General features: G+C 68.6%; 13 protein-coding genes and 1 other RNA gene. 9 read left to right on the plus strand and 5 right to left on the minus strand.

The genetic code is table 11. From position 1 onward, the window contains the following. The first annotated feature begins 253 nt into the window (after nucleotides 1–253). The 5 genes from ABD104_RS13045 to ABD104_RS13065 all read left to right on the plus strand — a co-directional run bounded on the left by ABD104_RS13045 (nucleotide 254) and on the right by ABD104_RS13065 (nucleotide 4798). A complete protein-coding gene (locus ABD104_RS13045; protein WP_343927644.1) occupies nucleotides 254–1762 on the plus strand; it encodes an amidohydrolase family protein in 1509 nt (502 codons plus the stop codon). A gap of 134 nt (nucleotides 1763–1896) precedes the next feature. Continuing rightward, nucleotides 1897–2952 (plus strand): dihydroorotase, encoded by a 1056-nt coding sequence (pyrC, locus tag ABD104_RS13050; protein WP_343927696.1) that lies wholly within the window; start codon nucleotides 1897–1899, stop codon nucleotides 2950–2952. Further along, nucleotides 2934–3764 carry a DUF3025 domain-containing protein gene (locus ABD104_RS13055; RefSeq protein WP_132980535.1) on the plus strand — a complete coding sequence of 277 codons (831 nt, stop codon included), beginning with the start codon at nucleotides 2934–2936 and terminating at the stop codon, nucleotides 3762–3764. Before pyrC ends, ABD104_RS13055 begins: the two co-directional genes overlap by 19 nt. A gap of 11 nt (nucleotides 3765–3775) precedes the next feature. Continuing rightward, nucleotides 3776–4187, plus strand: an RNA gene (gene rnpB / locus ABD104_RS13060) — RNase P RNA component class A. Between the two features lie 53 nt (nucleotides 4188–4240). After that, nucleotides 4241–4798: a LuxR C-terminal-related transcriptional regulator gene (locus tag ABD104_RS13065; protein WP_132980536.1), complete on the plus strand. Its 558-nt coding sequence runs from the start codon at nucleotides 4241–4243 to the stop codon at nucleotides 4796–4798. 9 nt (nucleotides 4799–4807) lie between these two features. Here ABD104_RS13065 and ABD104_RS13070 read toward each other — a convergent pair whose 3' ends face one another. The 5 genes from ABD104_RS13070 to ABD104_RS13090 are packed head-to-tail and all read right to left on the minus strand — an operon-like array spanning nucleotide 4808 to nucleotide 10560. Beyond that, entirely contained in the window at nucleotides 4808–5785 is a 978-nt protein-coding gene (locus ABD104_RS13070) for a fumarylacetoacetate hydrolase family protein (RefSeq protein ID WP_087841745.1), read from the minus strand. Beyond that, nucleotides 5785–6795 carry an MBL fold metallo-hydrolase gene (locus tag ABD104_RS13075; protein WP_087841744.1) on the minus strand — a complete coding sequence of 337 codons (1011 nt, stop codon included), beginning with the start codon at nucleotides 6793–6795 and terminating at the stop codon, nucleotides 5785–5787. Before ABD104_RS13075 ends, ABD104_RS13070 begins: the two co-directional genes overlap by 1 nt. Nucleotides 6796–6846: 51 nt before the next feature. Then, a complete protein-coding gene (locus ABD104_RS13080; protein ID WP_087841743.1) occupies nucleotides 6847–7824 on the minus strand; it encodes a Bug family tripartite tricarboxylate transporter substrate binding protein in 978 nt (325 codons plus the stop codon). Then, nucleotides 7821–9380: a class I adenylate-forming enzyme family protein gene (locus ABD104_RS13085; RefSeq protein ID WP_087841742.1), complete on the minus strand. Its 1560-nt coding sequence runs from the start codon at nucleotides 9378–9380 to the stop codon at nucleotides 7821–7823. Before ABD104_RS13085 ends, ABD104_RS13080 begins: the two co-directional genes overlap by 4 nt. Nucleotides 9381–9390: 10 nt before the next feature. Further along, nucleotides 9391–10560, minus strand: a complete 1170-nt coding sequence (locus tag ABD104_RS13090; RefSeq protein WP_087841741.1) for an acetyl-CoA acetyltransferase — start codon at nucleotides 10558–10560, stop codon at nucleotides 9391–9393. A gap of 406 nt (nucleotides 10561–10966) precedes the next feature. On the opposite strand from ABD104_RS13090, the gene mraZ reads away from it, so the two are divergent. The 4 genes from mraZ to ABD104_RS13110 are packed head-to-tail and all read left to right on the plus strand — an operon-like array spanning nucleotide 10967 to nucleotide 14551. Beyond that, nucleotides 10967–11395, plus strand: a complete 429-nt coding sequence (gene mraZ, locus ABD104_RS13095) for a division/cell wall cluster transcriptional repressor MraZ (protein ID WP_087841740.1) — start codon at nucleotides 10967–10969, stop codon at nucleotides 11393–11395. 4 nt (nucleotides 11396–11399) lie between these two features. Then, a complete protein-coding gene (gene rsmH, locus ABD104_RS13100; RefSeq protein ID WP_279815623.1) occupies nucleotides 11400–12461 on the plus strand; it encodes a 16S rRNA (cytosine(1402)-N(4))-methyltransferase RsmH in 1062 nt (353 codons plus the stop codon). A 9-nt stretch (nucleotides 12462–12470) separates the two neighbouring features. Next, nucleotides 12471–12821 carry a cell division protein FtsL gene (gene ftsL / locus ABD104_RS13105; protein WP_087841738.1) on the plus strand — a complete coding sequence of 117 codons (351 nt, stop codon included), beginning with the start codon at nucleotides 12471–12473 and terminating at the stop codon, nucleotides 12819–12821. Beyond that, nucleotides 12818–14551: a peptidoglycan D,D-transpeptidase FtsI family protein gene (locus ABD104_RS13110; protein ID WP_087841737.1), complete on the plus strand. Its 1734-nt coding sequence runs from the start codon at nucleotides 12818–12820 to the stop codon at nucleotides 14549–14551. Before ftsL ends, ABD104_RS13110 begins: the two co-directional genes overlap by 4 nt. The last annotated feature ends 1 nt before the right edge of the window (nucleotide 14552 follow it).

Consider the following 14552-nt stretch of genomic DNA (forward strand, 5'->3'; position numbering starts at 1 on the left):
TCTTGGTCATCTCTCTGGTTCCTTTACCGGCATTATCGCCGGATCAGGCCCAGAGCTCTCCACTTATCGGACTGTCTGAATTTCCGCCGCCACCTCTATCCCCCTGGGCGCGGGCATCATGGCTTCGCTGGTCGAACGCAGCATGCCGGTCGTGGATTGAGCCTGCCCCAAAGGGGGCGGGTTTGCACCAGCCTTGCCACCAATTGCTTTAGGAATAAAATTTGTAGACCTAAAGCAAAAGAAGGGGGATGGCATGGCGAACGAACAGCGCGCGGCGGCGCACGCCGCAGGCGGCGGCCTGGACCGGCGGGATTTCCTGCGCGGTGCGATGGCGGCGGCGGTGGCCGGGACCGGTGCCGCCCTGTCGAGCCACGCACGGGCCCAGGCCCAGCCTGAAGACGCGCGGACGCCGGGCCGGGAGTTCCTGATTTCCGGCGGCCATGTGCTGTCGATGGACCGGAACGTGGGCGACCTGCCCGAAGGCGACGTCCACGTACGCGACGGCACCATCGTCGCGGTGGGCCGCAAGCTGTCCGCGCCCGGCGCGCAGGTCATCGACGCGCGCGGGATGATCGTCATGCCCGGCTTCGTCGATGCCCATTCCCATCTCTGGAATGCCTTCCTGCGGGGCTCGGTGCGGGGCGACGATCCCCTGCGCGGCTATTTCCCCACGACGAATCGAGCCGCGCCGCTGTGCACGCCGGACGATGCCTTCCATTCGGTCCGGTTCGGGCTGATGCAGGAACTGCTCTCGGGCGTGACCTGCCTGAACAATTTTTCGCACAACACGCGCTCGGTCGCGCATGCCGATGCCGAGATCCGCGCGGCGCTGGACGTGGGGGCGCGCACCCGCTTCTCGTACGGCACGCCCGGCCGGGGCGAGCGCCTGGACCTGGCCGGCGTCAAGGCGACGCTGGCGAAGTGGGGCCGGGCGGATCCGCGGCTGAGGCTGGGCGTCAACCTGCAGCTGCCGACGCCGGCCGTGCTGAAGGCCGGCGGCAGCGACGAGACCTTCGTCGGCGAGGTGCGGGCGTCGAGGGAACTGGGGCTGCCGATCTCGCTGCACTATGGCGACACGGCGCACGGGCTCGTGGGGCTGATGGATCGAAGCAACCTGCTGGGGCCGGACATCCTGATGATCCACACCCAGGGGTTTACCGCCGCCGAGCGTGAACTGATGGTGAAAAAGCAGGTGCAGTTCAGCATGTCGCCGGCTATCGAGATCCCGTACTCGACGGTGCGCAACGGCTACATCCAGTTCGCGGAGCTGGAGGCGCTGGGGGCCAGCCTGAGCCTGTCGGTCGACGCGTCCAGCGCGCTGGCGACGGGGGATTTCTTCACGGTCATGCGGGCGCTGCTTTGGGCCCACAAGCAGCGCGCCGACGTCGACCGCAAGCTCGAACCGCGCCGCATCGTCGAGATCGCGACGCTGGGCGGCGCCAAGGTGCTCGGCATGGACGACATCATCGGATCGCTGTCGGCCGGCAAGCAGGCCGACATCATCCTGGTCCGCAAGCGCGACATCAACATGGCGCCGGTGATCGACCCGTATTACTCGCTGGTCTATTCGGGCATGCCCGCCAACGTCGATACGGTAATGGTCGGCGGACGCGTGTTGCTGCAGGGAGGGCGGCACGCGACGCTGGACGTCCGGGAAGTCGCGGACCTGGCCGCGCGGGCCGGGAGCAAGATGCACGAGCGGCTCGAGGGCATCATCTCGAACAGCAAGGAAAACCTGGGCGACCTGAACCGGAAAGGATGAGCGGCGGCGGGCGCGGGCGCGGAAGTTGGCGCCGGGCCGGATTCGGGCCGTAAAATGAGGGCTACCGGGCCGGCGCGGGTGCGGCGTACCTGCCCGCGCCGGCCGATCCTTCGAGACGCCCCTTGGCCGCATCCATGACCATTTCCACGCTTACCATCACCCGCCCCGACGATTGGCACCTGCACCTGCGCGACGGCGAGGCGCTCGAGGCCGTCGCCGCCCACTCCGCACGCCAGTTCGCCCGGGCCATCATCATGCCCAATCTGAAGCCGCCGGTCACCACGACGGCCCAGGCGCTGGCGTATCGGGACCGCATCCTGGCCGCGCTCGGCAAGAGCGGCATCGGGCCGGAAGCGTTCACGCCGCTGATGACGCTGTACCTGACCGACAATACGGCGCCCGAGGAAATCCGGCGCGCCCGCGAGTCGGGCGCAATCCACGCCGTCAAGCTGTATCCGGCCGGGGCGACGACCAACTCGGATGCCGGCGTGACGGACCTGCTGGGCCGTTGCGCCAAGGTGCTCGAGACCATGGAGGAGGTCGGCATGCCGCTGCTGACCCATGGCGAGGCCACCGATCCCGCCATCGACGTGTTCGACCGCGAGCAGGTCTTCATCGACCGGGTCATGATTCCCCTGCGCCGCGTCTTCCCGGCCCTGAAGGTGGTGTTCGAGCACATCACCACCGCCGATGCCGCGCAGTACGTGCGCGATGCCGAGGGGCCGATCGCGGCCACCCTCACGCCCCAGCACCTGCTGTACAACCGCAATGCCTTGTTCCAGGGCGGCATGCGTCCGCACTGGTATTGCCTGCCGGTGCTCAAGCGCGAGACGCATCGCCAGGCCCTGGTGGAAGTCGCCACCAGCGGCAACCCGCGCTTCTTCCTGGGCACCGACAGCGCGCCGCATGCGCGCGGCCTGAAGGAACACGCCTGCGGCTGCGCGGGATGCTTCACGGGGCTGCACGCCATGGAGCTGTACGCCAAGGCCTTCGACGACGCCGGCAAGCTGGACGCGCTGGAAGGTTTCGCCAGTTTCCACGGCCCCGATTTCTATGGCCTGCCGCGCAATACCGGCAAGCTCACGCTGGTGCGCGAGCCCTTCCGGATTCCCGACGAACTGTCGTTCGGCCAACAGACCATCGTGCCGCTGGCCAGCGGGGAGACCTTGCCGTGGCGGGTCTCGATCTGACCCACATCGACTGGGGCCAGCCCTGGTTCGCCGGCGTCGCCCACAAGGGCGAACTGCTGGCGTCCGCGGGCGAGGAGCCCCTGTGCGACAGCCTGAACCGGCTGCTGACGGCGGGCGAGGGTGGCCACGGCGCGCGCGGACGCATGCGGGTGGCCTCAGGCAAGCCGCTGGTCTTCGTGCCACAGGCCGACTTGCCGGAAGGCCGGGCCTACGAGGCGCACATCCACCAGACCGGCCGTGTGCCGACCCGCGACAACCTGCACGATCTCTTCAACGGGCTGGTGTGGTTCGCCTTCCCGCAGACCAAGGCACGGCTGAACGCGATGCAGGCACGCGCGCTGAAGAAAGCGCCGGCGGCCGAGGGGCGGGGCTCCTTGCGCGACGCCGTGACCATCTTCGACGAGAACGGGCTGGTGCTGGCCTGCTCCAGCGACGAGCTGGCCCAGGCCTTGCGCCGTTTCGACTGGCGTAAGCTGTTCGTCGAACGCCGCACCGCCACGCTGATGCAGACCGAACCCTGGGCGATCGGCCACGGATTGCTGGAAAAGCTGGTGCGGCCCTACAAGGCCATCACCGCCCACACGCTGATCGTGCCGGTCGACGACTCGTATTTCCGCGCTTCGCCCCAGCAGCGGCGGACCACCGTCGACCGGCTGGTGGCCGACTGGCTGGACAACTGGCCCTTCTTCACCGCGCGCGACCTCTGCCCGCTGCCGGTGCTGGGCCTGCCCGGCTGGTGGCCCGACAACACGACGCCGGGGTTCTACGACGATCCCGAGGTTTTCCGCCCCGGCCGCACCCGTCAGCGGTAAAATACACGCGCAGAGCAGATCAGGCAGTCGCGGTGCCTTCGGGCATCGAGGAAGGTCCGGACTCCACAGGACAGGATGGCGGCTAACGGCCGTCCGGCGATCGCCGGGGCGCAAGCCCGGGCGCGAAGCCGAGGAACAGGGCCACAGAGACGAGTCTGCGGCGAGGGCGGACGATGTCCGCACCGGTACGGCCACTCCGTACCGTTCGCATGGGCAACCGTGCGAGTCGCGGCAGGGTGAAACGCGGCAACCTCCATCCGGAGCAACACCAAATAGGCATGCGCGCGGCTTCGGCCGCACAGGGCGGTCCGTCCGAGCATGCGGGTAGGTGGCTAGAGCCGTCCGGCAACGGCCGGCCCAGAGGAATGACTGCCCGCGGGCGATGCCCGTGTACAGAATCCGGCCTATCGATCTGCTTTGCCTTGATTCTTTGCGCCTGGCCATCCATCCGGGGCAAGCCCATCGCCGCGAGCCCCATGACCGCAGCCCTGCCCACCCCTTTGGATCTAGCCTTCGAACTGGCCCCGGTCGGCCTCCTGGTGACGCGCGACCGCGTCATCGAGCGCTGCAACCGGGCGTTCGCCGGGATGTTCGGCTACAGCCGCCAGCAACTGGTGGGGCAGACCACCGAGATGCTGTATCCGTCGCACGCCGAGTACGAGGACATCGGCGCGCGTGGCGTGCGCAGCATGCTGGCCGAGGGCATCCACCGCGACGAGCGCATCATGGTCCATCGCAACGGCGAGCTGTTCTGGTGCGCGGTATCCGGGCAGCCGGTGGACCCGGCCCAGCCCTATGCCTGCGCCATTTGGGTGTTCGAGGACCTGCGGCCGGTGCGTCCGGTCCGCCTGGCGCTGACGCCGCGCGAGCGGGAGATCTCGGCCCAGATCCTGGCCGGGCGGACCAGCAAGCAGATCGCCAAGGACCTCGCGCTGAGCCCGCGCACAGTCGAGACCTATCGCCTGCGCCTGATGCGCAAGCTCGAGGCCCGGACCGTGGGCGAGCTCATTTCCCGCCTGCTGGGCCTGCCGTAGCCCCGGCCCCTAGACCGGGATGCGGATGGGAAACGGCGGCGGCGACGGGACGTGCGGCGCCACGATGCGATTGCGCAGCGTGCCCAGCCCGCTGACCTCCAGTTCCAGCACGTCGCCGTCCTTCAGGAAGCGGCCCAGCTCGTTGCCGCAGCCGCCCCCCACCGTTCCCGATCCCAGGACCTCGCCCGCGTACAGGGTCTCGTCGGACGACACGTAGGCCAGGATGTCCAGGAAGGTATGGTGCATGTCGCGCGAGTTGCCGCGCGACCATTCCTCGCCGTTGACCCGGGTGACCATGGTCAGCGTCTGGGGATCGGCGATCTCGTCGGCGGTGACCAGCCAGGGGCCCATGGCGTTGCCGGTATCGAAGTCCTTGCCCTTGGCCGGGCCCAGGCCGCCCTGCATCTCGGTGTACTGGGCGTCGCGCGCCGAGAAATCGTTGAAGATGGTGTAGCCGAAGATATGGGAGGCGGCCTCGGCCACGGGGATGTTCTTGCCCCCGCGCGAGGTGACCATGCCTATCTCCAGCTCGTAGTCGATGACCTGCGAGTACGCCGGCCAGTGCACGTCGGCGCCGTCGCCCACGACGCTGAAGGGATTGCCCTTGTAATAGATGGGGCGTTCGTACCAGACGCGCGGCAGTTCGACCGAGGCCGGGTCCAGCCGCTGCGTGCCGATGCCGAACAGATGGCGGTTGGCGCGCGATTGCCGGAAATGCGTCTCGAAGCACAGGCAGTCGCGCAGGCGGCGCGGCTGGGGCAGGGGCGCCAGGCGGGCGACGGCCGACACTTCATGGGTGGCCGCGGGGCGCTCCACCAGCCGTCGCGCGTGGTCCAGCGCCGCCGGCCCGGCATCGATCAGGTCCAGCATGCTGCGGAAATAGGGCGCGGCGTCGGCCGCCGTGAAGTCCGAGATCGCGCTTTCCCCGGGCAGCAGCGCGCCGATGTGCGCCGCGCCGCCGGGGGCGAGGAAGGTGGTCAGTTTCATCAGTGGTTCCCATCGCAGTGGTCGTGTCCGCAGGCGTGCTGCTTGCGGGCGAAATGGCGTTTGCCCATCAGCGCCAGCATGTCCATGACGTTGGGCGCCGGGAGCGCGCCGCCCGAGATTTCGCGGTAGCAGGCGTAGACATTGACGCACAGCCGTTCGTCCTCGCCCCAGTTCGCCCAGCGGTCCATCGAAATGGCGTCCACCGCCTGCTCGAAGGACATGCCCGCTTCGAGGCAGCGGCGGGACTCGGCCAGCAGGTAGACCAGATAGTCGCGGAATTCCCGCACGCCATCCTTGTCCGTGATCGGGCCATGGCCGGGCACGATGGTCTCGACGTCCCACTCCAGCATCCGGTCGCAGGCGGCGATCCAGTTCGAGACCGGGCCGGTCCAGATGGCCGGATGCGCGCCGACGAACATGATGTCTCCGGTGAAGACGGTGCGGTCCTGCGGTACGTAGACCAGTACGTCGCCTCGCGTATGGGCCGGGCCGACTTCGATGAGCTGGACTTCCTTGTCACCGACCTTGAGGTCCATGCGGTGGTCGAAGGTCTCGGTGGGCAGCGTCAGGCGGATGCCGCTGAAGTCGAACCGCGAACCGATCACCTCTTGCCAGAACTTGCCGGCCATGCCCATGTTCGGCCAGTCCTTCTGCCATCCTGCGTATTGTTCGGGTGGGCGGTGCTTCATGTCCTCCACGCAGCCGTTGGAAGCGATGATGCGCGATCCCTCCAGCAATTGGTTGCCGAAGGTGTGGTCGCCGTTGCCGTGGGTGTTGACCAGGGCGCCGATCCGCTTCGCGGCGGGCACGGCGTCGCGCATGCTGGCCAGCATCTCGGACGTCATGGGCAGGTCGAACAGGGTATCGACCAGCAGCGATTCGCCACTGTCGGAAATCAGCCCGGCGTTGGACCAGCCCCAGCTTCCGTCGGGAACGAGGTAGGCGTGCAGGCCGTTGCCCAGATCGTGCAAGCCCTTGGTGAAGCGCCATTTGGCGGTCGAGGTCGTCATGTCGTCTCCTTCTGGTTGTCCCGCGCTCTATGTATATTCACAGGTGGTGGCTCAGTCGAGCCGGATGTTGGCGTTGCGGATGACGGCGCCCCATTTGTCGTAGTCGCGCCGCACGATGTCGCGCAGTTCGGCAGGGGTCGATCCTACCGGCTCCAGGCTGGCGGTGGCCAGGCGCTCGCGCACGTCGGGCATGGCCAGCACGCGGGCGACGTCGGCGCTGATCTTGTCCACGACCTCGGGCGGCGTGCCCGCGGTGGCGAACAGGCCGTGCCAGGCATCGGCCACGTAGCCGGGCACGGTCTCGCCCACGGTGGGCACGTCGGGGATGTTTTCGCTGCGCTTGGCCAGCGTCACCGCCAGCGGCCGGACCTTGCCGTCCCGCGCGGCGGCCACGCCGTTGGTGTAGGGCTCCATGGCCAGGTCGATCTGCCCGCTCAGCAGCGCCAGCACCTTGTTCGTGTTCATGGGGACGTGCAGCATGCGGGTGCCGGTCATGCTGGTCAGCAGCTCCATCACGATGTGGTTGCCCGAGCCGTTGCCGGCGGACCCGTAGGTGAGCTTGCCGGGATGCTTCTTCGCATAGGCGACCATCTCTGCGACGTTGTTGATGCCCAGGTCGCTCCGGGCCAGCAGCACGTAGCCCAGGTTGACCATGAGCGACACCGGCGCGAAGCTCTTGAAGGCGTCGTAGCCCAGTTTGCCGTACAGGTGGGGGTTGGCGCACAGCACCGAGTTGACCGTATAGAGCAGGGTGTAGCCGTCGGGCTGGGCCTGGGCAACCGCGGTCGCGCCGATGGCGCCGCCGGCGCCCGGACGATTCTCGACGATCAGGGACTGGCCCCAGATGTCCCCCAGCTTTTGGCCGACGATGCGCATGACCACGTCGGGCGAGGTGCCGGCCGCGAACGGGATGATGACCTTCACGGGCCGCGTGGGGAAGTTCTTCTCCGATCCGTGGGCGGGCCAGGAGGCGGCCAGAGCGAGGGCCAGCGCGGCGCGGCCGAACAAGCGTGCAACAGGGGTCTTCATGTCGTCTCCTTGGGAGGGGCTGGCTCGTTGCGGCCGCCGGCAAGCGCGGCCTTGAGCTCGGTTTTCAGAACCTTGCCGTAATGGTTCTTGGGCAGTGCATCGACGAAGCGGTAGCGCTTGGGGCGCTTGAATCGCGCGATCCGGTCCAGGCACAGGCCGTCGAGCGCGGCCGGGTCCGGCGGCGGGCCGCCCCGGGGCACGACGAAGGCCACGACCTCCTCGCCCCATTCCGGGTCGGGCGCGCCGACCACCGCGACCTCGGCCACGCCGGGATGGGCCAGCAGCACTTCCTCGATTTCGCGCGGGTAGATGTTAGAGCCCCCCGAGATGATGACGTCCTTGGAGCGGTCCTTCAGCGTCAGGAAGCCTTCCGCGTCCAGCACGCCGACGTCGCCGGTCCACAGCCACCCGCCGCGCAGCGCCCGGGCGGTGGCCTCGGGGTCGCGCCAGTAGCCGGCCATGACCACGTCGCCGCGCACCTGGACCTCGCCGATCTCGCCGTCGGGCAGCGGTTCGCCGCGTTCGTCGGCCACGCGTATCTCTACCTGGGACTGGGCGTAGCCCACCGAGGCCAGGCGCTCGAGCCAGCGCGGATGGCCCCGGTCGGCCAGTTGCCGGCGGGACAGCGCCGTGATCGTCATGGGCGACTCGCCCTGGCCGTAGATCTGGACGAAGCGGTCGCCCATCACGGCGAGCCCGCGCCGGATGTCCTCCACGTACATGGGGCCGCCGCCGTAGACGATGGTCTTGAAGCCGGACGGATCGGCATCCGTGGCCTCGAGGTGGGCCACCAGCCGCTTGACCATGGTGGGCGCCGCGAACATCGACAGCCGGTCCACGCCGGCCGCCAGGGCGGCCAGCTCTGCGGGATCGAAGCCGCCGGACTCCGGCACCACGTGGCGTGCCGCGGCGGCCATGTGCGGCAGGCTGTACAGCCCCGCGCCATGGGACATGGGCGCGGCATACACGGCGGCGTCGTCCGCATCCACCGGATCGACGTCCGAGAAGTAGCAGGCCGTCATGGCGAGCAGCATGCGGTTCGTCTGCATGACGCCCTTCGGGCGCCCGGTGGTGCCCGAGGTATAGAACAGCCAGGCGAGGTCCTCGGGCCGGCGCGGGGCGGGCGGCACCGGGGCGGCGTCCAAGAGGTTCCGGTAGCCGGCCGTGCCGGTCTCGAACACGCGACGGATCGCCGGCGCCTCGCCCAGCAGGGGCAGCAGGCCCGTGGCCAGTTCCGGGGCGGTGAAGAGCGCGCCGGCCTCGGCATGCTCCAGGATGAACAGCGCCTCGCGCGGATGCAGCTTCGCATTAATGGGCACGACCGCCAGCCCGGCCCACCAGGCACCGTACATGGCTTCCAGGTATTGCGGGCAATTGGGCATGAACAGCGCCACCCGGTCGCCGGGCTTGAGGCCGTGGCCGCGCAGGCCGCCGGCGATGGCCGCCGCGCGCGCGGCCAGCCCGCGGTAGTCGAGCAGCCGCGAGGCGCCGTGGTAGACGGCCGGGCGATCGCCGTGGGTCCGCGCCGCGCGGACCAGTAATTGGACGACATTCATCGGGCGGGTCCTAAGCTGCGCGTTCCAGCACGCTGACGTAGTTGGCGACCACGGAACCGCCCATGTTGAAGACGCCGGCCAGTTCGGCGCCGGGCACCTGGATGTCCCCGGCCTCGCCGCACAGCTGCATGGCCGCCATGACGTGCATGGACACGCCCGTGGCGCCGACCGGATGGCCCTTGGCCTTGAGGCCGCCCGACGGATTGACGGGCAGCGCGCCGCCCGGCGCCACCGTGCCGTCGTCGACGCAGCGCGCGCCCTGGCCGGCCTCGGCCAGCCCCATGGCTTCGTAGCTGAGCAGCTCGGCAATGGTGAAGCAGTCGTGGACCTCGGCCAGGTCGAGGTCGCGGATGCCGATGCCGGCTTCGTCCAGCGCGCGCCGCCAGGCCCGCCGCGGTCCTTCGAAGGCGACCGGGTCGCGCCGGGACATGGGCAGGAAGTCGTTGACCTGGACCGTGGAGCGAAAGCGCACGGCGCGGCGGAAGTCGCGCGCCAGCGGGGCGGCGGTCAGCACCAGCGCGGCGGCGCCGTCGGCGACGGTGGAGCAATCGGTCTTGCGCAGCGGCGCGGCGATGATGGGATTGCGCTCGGACACGGTGTTGCAGAAATCGAAGCCCAGGTCGCGGCGCAGGTGGGCGAGCGGGTTGCGGGCGCCGTTGGCGTGGTTCTTGGCCGCGATCCGCGCCAGGGTCGCGCCGTGGTCGCCGTGGCGGGCGAAATACTCCCGGGCGATCAGGGCGAAGATGCCGGGAAAGGTCAGGCCGCGCGAGCCTTCCTCGCGATGGTGGCTTGCGCGGGCCAGCGCCGCGGTCACGGCCGGCCCGTCTGCGGCCGTCATCTTCTCGGCCCCCACCACCAGGGCGACGCGGACCCGGCCCGAGCCGATGGCGTCCAGTGCGGCATGGATGGCGGCCGATCCGGAAGCGCAGGCGTTCTCCAGGCGCACGGTGGGCGTGAAGCGGAAATCGTCGTCGGCGCCGAAGGGCAGGGAGGAAGGAAAGCCGTCGGGCACCATGCCGGCGTTGAAGTGGGAGACGAACACCGCGTCCACGTCCCGCGCCCGCAGGCCGGCGTCGGCCAGCGCCAGGCGCGTGGATTCGACCATCAGCCCCTCCAGGTCGAAGTGGTCCAGGCGGCCGAAGGGGGTGTGGCCCCATCCGACGATGCAGGGGGTGTCCATGGCGTCTCCTTGGTGGCGTCCGTCCCAGTGGGAAGACGCATGTCGTTATGGAGGCCATTATTTCCAGCCGCGCCTGCCGGGCCTAGTCGTAGGAATACGCTAGTAGCGCCCCCGGGCGCGTAGGCCGAGGGCCGCGGGACCCGCGTGGCGCCTGGGCAAGGGGCATTGTTTTGTTACCTTGTCGCCCCTTTTATGTCACTCCCCGGTTTTTCTTCAGACGACACCTTCACTTCAAATGCCAATGCACTGATTTCATGGAACATTTCGCAATGTGAAGGTTCGAGAAAGTGCACCTAAGTCCTTGTTACTAATGAAGAAACCGTGTCCGAGCGGCTTGACCCCGCGTAATCGCTCATTTAGAGTGGGAAATAGTAGAATTTTGTGCAAAAAAGTGGGGTGAGAAGCCGTGTTTCAGGGCAGCAGCGCGCTGACGCTCGATGCGAAGGGAAGGGTATCCATCCCTACCCGGCATCGTGACGCGCTGATGATGCAGGCCGAAGGCCGGCTGACCCTGACCCGGCACCCCGACGGTTGCCTTCTGATCTACCCCCGTCCCACCTGGGAGGTGAAGCGCGAGCAGATCGCGGCGTTCCCGATGCAGGCGCGCGCGCTGCAACGGCTGCTGCTGGGCAATGCCCAGGATGTCGAGCTCGACAGCGCGGGCCGCATCCTGATCGCTCCCGAGCTGCGCACCGCCGCCGCCCTGACGCGCGAGGTGATGCTGCTCGGCCTGGGCGCTCACTTCGAGCTGTGGGACGCTGCCGTTCTGGCCCAGCGCGAGCAGGAGATGCTGGCGCAGGGCATGCCCGAAGTCCTGAACCAGTTTTCTTTCTGACGCCGTGACGACCCCATTCCTGCATCGGCCCGTCCTGCTCGAGCCGACGATAGACGCGTTGGCCGTACCCGCCGACGGCGTTGGCGCCGGGGTATGGGTCGACGCCACTTTCGGGCGGGGCGGCCACACGCGCGAGCTGCTTGCGCGGCTGGGGCCCGAGGCCAGGCTGGTGGTGTTCGACAAGGATCCGCAGGCCATCGCGGTGGCGCGCGCGCTGGCCGGGCAGGACCGCCGGGTGACGGTGGTCCACGAGGGTTTCGGCGGACTGGCCGAGGAAATGTCCCGGCTGGGGATCGCCCGCATTCGCGGCCTGATGATGGACCTGGGTATTTCGTCTCCGCAGATCGACGATGCCGAGCGTGGATTTTCCTTCATGCGCGACGGCCCGCTCGACATGCGGATGGATACGACACGCGGCGAAACCGCCGCGCAATGGCTCGCCCATGCGAGCATCGATGACATGCGGGAGGTCATAGCACGCTATGGTGAAGAACGGTTTGCTTTCCAGATTGCAAAGGCGATTGCAGCTGGCCGCGAGAAACGGCCTGTCACGACCACAGGCGAGCTTGCCGACATCGTGGCTGGTGCAGTCCGCACGAGGGAGAAGGGCCAGCATCCAGCGACCCGCACCTTTCAGGCTCTACGGATTCACCTCAATCAGGAGCTTGAAGAGCTCCCGCGTGCGCTAGCCGCGGCGCTCGACCTGTTGGAGCCCGGCGGCCGGCTGGCGGTGATCAGCTTCCATTCGCTGGAAGACCGCATCGTCAAGCAGTTCATCGCCGCCGCGGCCCGGCCCGGCGCGGAAACCGCGCGCCTGCCGCTGCGCGAGAGCGAGCGGCCGCAGCCCGTGCTGGCCTCGATCGGCCGCATCCTGCCCACCGAGACCGAGGTCGCCGCCAATCCCCGCGCCCGCTCGGCGGTGCTGCGGGTGGCCGAGCGTACCCATACGGCCCTGCCGGCCGAGGGCGGCAGGGCTTTCGTCAAGACGCCCGAGGCGGCCGCAGCCAAGCGGCGCCCGCCGGCCCGGACGCGCACCCCGCGCGCCCATTCTTTCGCCAGCGCATAGGAGGCCGGCATGGGGCGCCTGCTCTTCGTCCTGACGGTGGCCCTGATAGGGTGCGCGCTGTCCCTGGTCAGCAGCCAGTACAAGGCGCGCAGCCTGTTCGTCGAACTGGAGCGCGCCCAGGCCGTGGCGCGCGACCTGGACGTGGACTGGCGCCGGCTGCAGCTCGAGCAGACCGACCACGCCAAGCATGCGCTGATCGATAGCGTGGCCCGCACCACGCTCAAGATGGAACCGGTCACGCCCGCGCGCACCATCTACCTCGCGCAGTCGCGCGACGCGCAGAGCGGCCCGGCCCTGCTGCCCTATGGTCCGCCGGGCGTGCCCCTGCCGACCAAGCCGAAAGCGGGAGGTGCGCGATGAAACGCGTCCGTTTCTCGTCCGAGAATCCTGTCCTGAACCTGAAGCTGCCCGCGTGGCGGTCGCGCTTCGTGCTGTTCCTGCTGTTCGCCGGTTTCACCGCGCTGGTCGTCCGCGCGCTGTACCTGCAGGGGCTGTCGAACGAGTTCCTGCAGAAGCAGGGCGAGTCCCGCTATGCCCGCACGCTGGTGCTGCCGGCCTCCCGCGGCAAGATCACCGACCGCAACGGGGTCGTGGTGGCGTCCAGCGTGCCTGCCCGCGCCGTCTGGGCCATCCCCGAGGACGTGAAGGCGCCCCCCGGTGCGCTGGCCGAACTGGCCAAGCTGCTGGAAATCCCGCTGCGCGACCTGCAGCGCAAGCTGGCCAACGAAGACAAGACCTTCGTCTACCTGAAGCGGCAGGTGCCGGTGGACGTGGCCGAGAAGGTGGCGGCGCTGGGCCTGGACGGCATCCACCAGCAGCGCGAGACGCTGCGCTACTACCCCGAGGGCGAGGTGCTCGGCCATGTGCTGGGTTTCACCAACGTCGAGGACCGCGGCCAGGAAGGCATCGAGCTGGCCTACAATTCCCAGTTGGCTGGCCGTGCGGGCAGCCGCCGGGTCATCAAGGACCGCCTGGGCAGGGTGGTCGAGGACGTGCAGGCGGTGCGTGCGCCCGCCAATGGTCACGACCTGACCCTGTCCATCGATACCCGGGTGCAGTACCTAGTGTTTTCGCAGTTGCAAGAAGCCGTCGAGCGCCACAAGGCCAAGGGTGGCGCCGCCATCGTGGTGGATACCCGCACCGGGGAGATCCTCGCCCTGGCGAACATGCCCACCTACAACCCCAATCACCGCGAGACCCTGACCGGGGCGCGCCTGCGCAACCGCGCGCTGACCGACACCTTCGAGCCGGGCTCGACCATCAAGCCGTTCTCGATCGCGCTGGCGCTGGACCTGGGCCGGGTGCAGCCCACCACCGTGGTCGACACCGGCGGCGGCCGCATGAACTTCTACGGGCGCACCATTTCGGACACCCACGGCTATGGCAAGCTGGATGTGGCCGGCGTGGTCCAGAAGTCCAGCAACATCGGCACCACCCTGATCTCCCAGCGCCTCGAGAACAAGGAGATGTGGGAGAAATACACGGAACTCGGCCTGGGCCAGGCGCCCAAGCTGGATTTCCCCGGCGCGGTGGCGGGCCGCCTGCGCCCCTATGACAAGTGGAAGCCGATCGAGAAGGCCACCATGTCCTATGGCTACGGCCTGTCGGTGTCGCTGGTGCAGATGGCCCATGCCTACACCGCCTTCGCGCGCGACGGCGACACCGTGCCCCTTACCTTCCTGAAGACCGAGCGCCCGCCCGCCGGCACCCGCATCTATTCCTCGAAGACCGCGCGCACGATGCGCCAGATGCTCGAGGCGGTGGTGGGACCGGGCGGCACGGCCTCGCAGGCGCAGGTCATGGGCTATCGCGTGGCCGGCAAGACCGGCACTGCGCGCAAGATCATCAACGGGGCCTATGCCACCAAGTATGTCGCCTCGTTCTCGGGTTTCGCGCCGGTGTCGAATCCGCGCATCGTCGTGGCGGTCATGATCGACGAACCCACGGCGGGCAGCATCTATGGCGGCGCGGTGGCCGGTCCGGTTTTCTCCAAGATCACCGGCGGGACGCTGCGCATGCTGGGCGTCGAACCCGATGCGCCGTTCAAGTCGCTCGTCATTCCCGAGCATCCGCTGGAGGACAGCCTGTGAC

It is taken from the genome of Pigmentiphaga daeguensis (assembly GCF_039523035.1).
Lineage (GTDB): Bacteria > Pseudomonadota > Gammaproteobacteria > Burkholderiales > Burkholderiaceae_B > Pigmentiphaga > Pigmentiphaga daeguensis.

Coding starts and splice junctions, on each gene's coding strand:
- ABD104_RS13080 (WP_087841743.1), bottom strand. CDS start 7,824: ATGAAGACCCCTGTTGCACGCTTGTTCGGCCGCGCCGCGCTGGCCCTC.
- ABD104_RS13110 (WP_087841737.1), top strand. CDS start 12,818: ATGAAACGCGTCCGTTTCTCGTCCGAGAATCCTGTCCTGAACCTGAAG.
- ABD104_RS13085 (WP_087841742.1), bottom strand. CDS start 9,380: ATGAATGTCGTCCAATTACTGGTCCGCGCGGCGCGGACCCACGGCGAT.
- ftsL (WP_087841738.1), top strand. CDS start 12,471: ATGGGGCGCCTGCTCTTCGTCCTGACGGTGGCCCTGATAGGGTGCGCG.
- ABD104_RS13045 (WP_343927644.1), top strand. CDS start 254: ATGGCGAACGAACAGCGCGCGGCGGCGCACGCCGCAGGCGGCGGCCTG.
- ABD104_RS13090 (WP_087841741.1), bottom strand. CDS start 10,560: ATGGACACCCCCTGCATCGTCGGATGGGGCCACACCCCCTTCGGCCGC.
- ABD104_RS13065 (WP_132980536.1), top strand. CDS start 4,241: ATGACCGCAGCCCTGCCCACCCCTTTGGATCTAGCCTTCGAACTGGCC.
- ABD104_RS13070 (WP_087841745.1), bottom strand. CDS start 5,785: ATGAAACTGACCACCTTCCTCGCCCCCGGCGGCGCGGCGCACATCGGC.
- pyrC (WP_343927696.1), top strand. CDS start 1,897: ATGACCATTTCCACGCTTACCATCACCCGCCCCGACGATTGGCACCTG.
- ABD104_RS13075 (WP_087841744.1), bottom strand. CDS start 6,795: ATGACGACCTCGACCGCCAAATGGCGCTTCACCAAGGGCTTGCACGAT.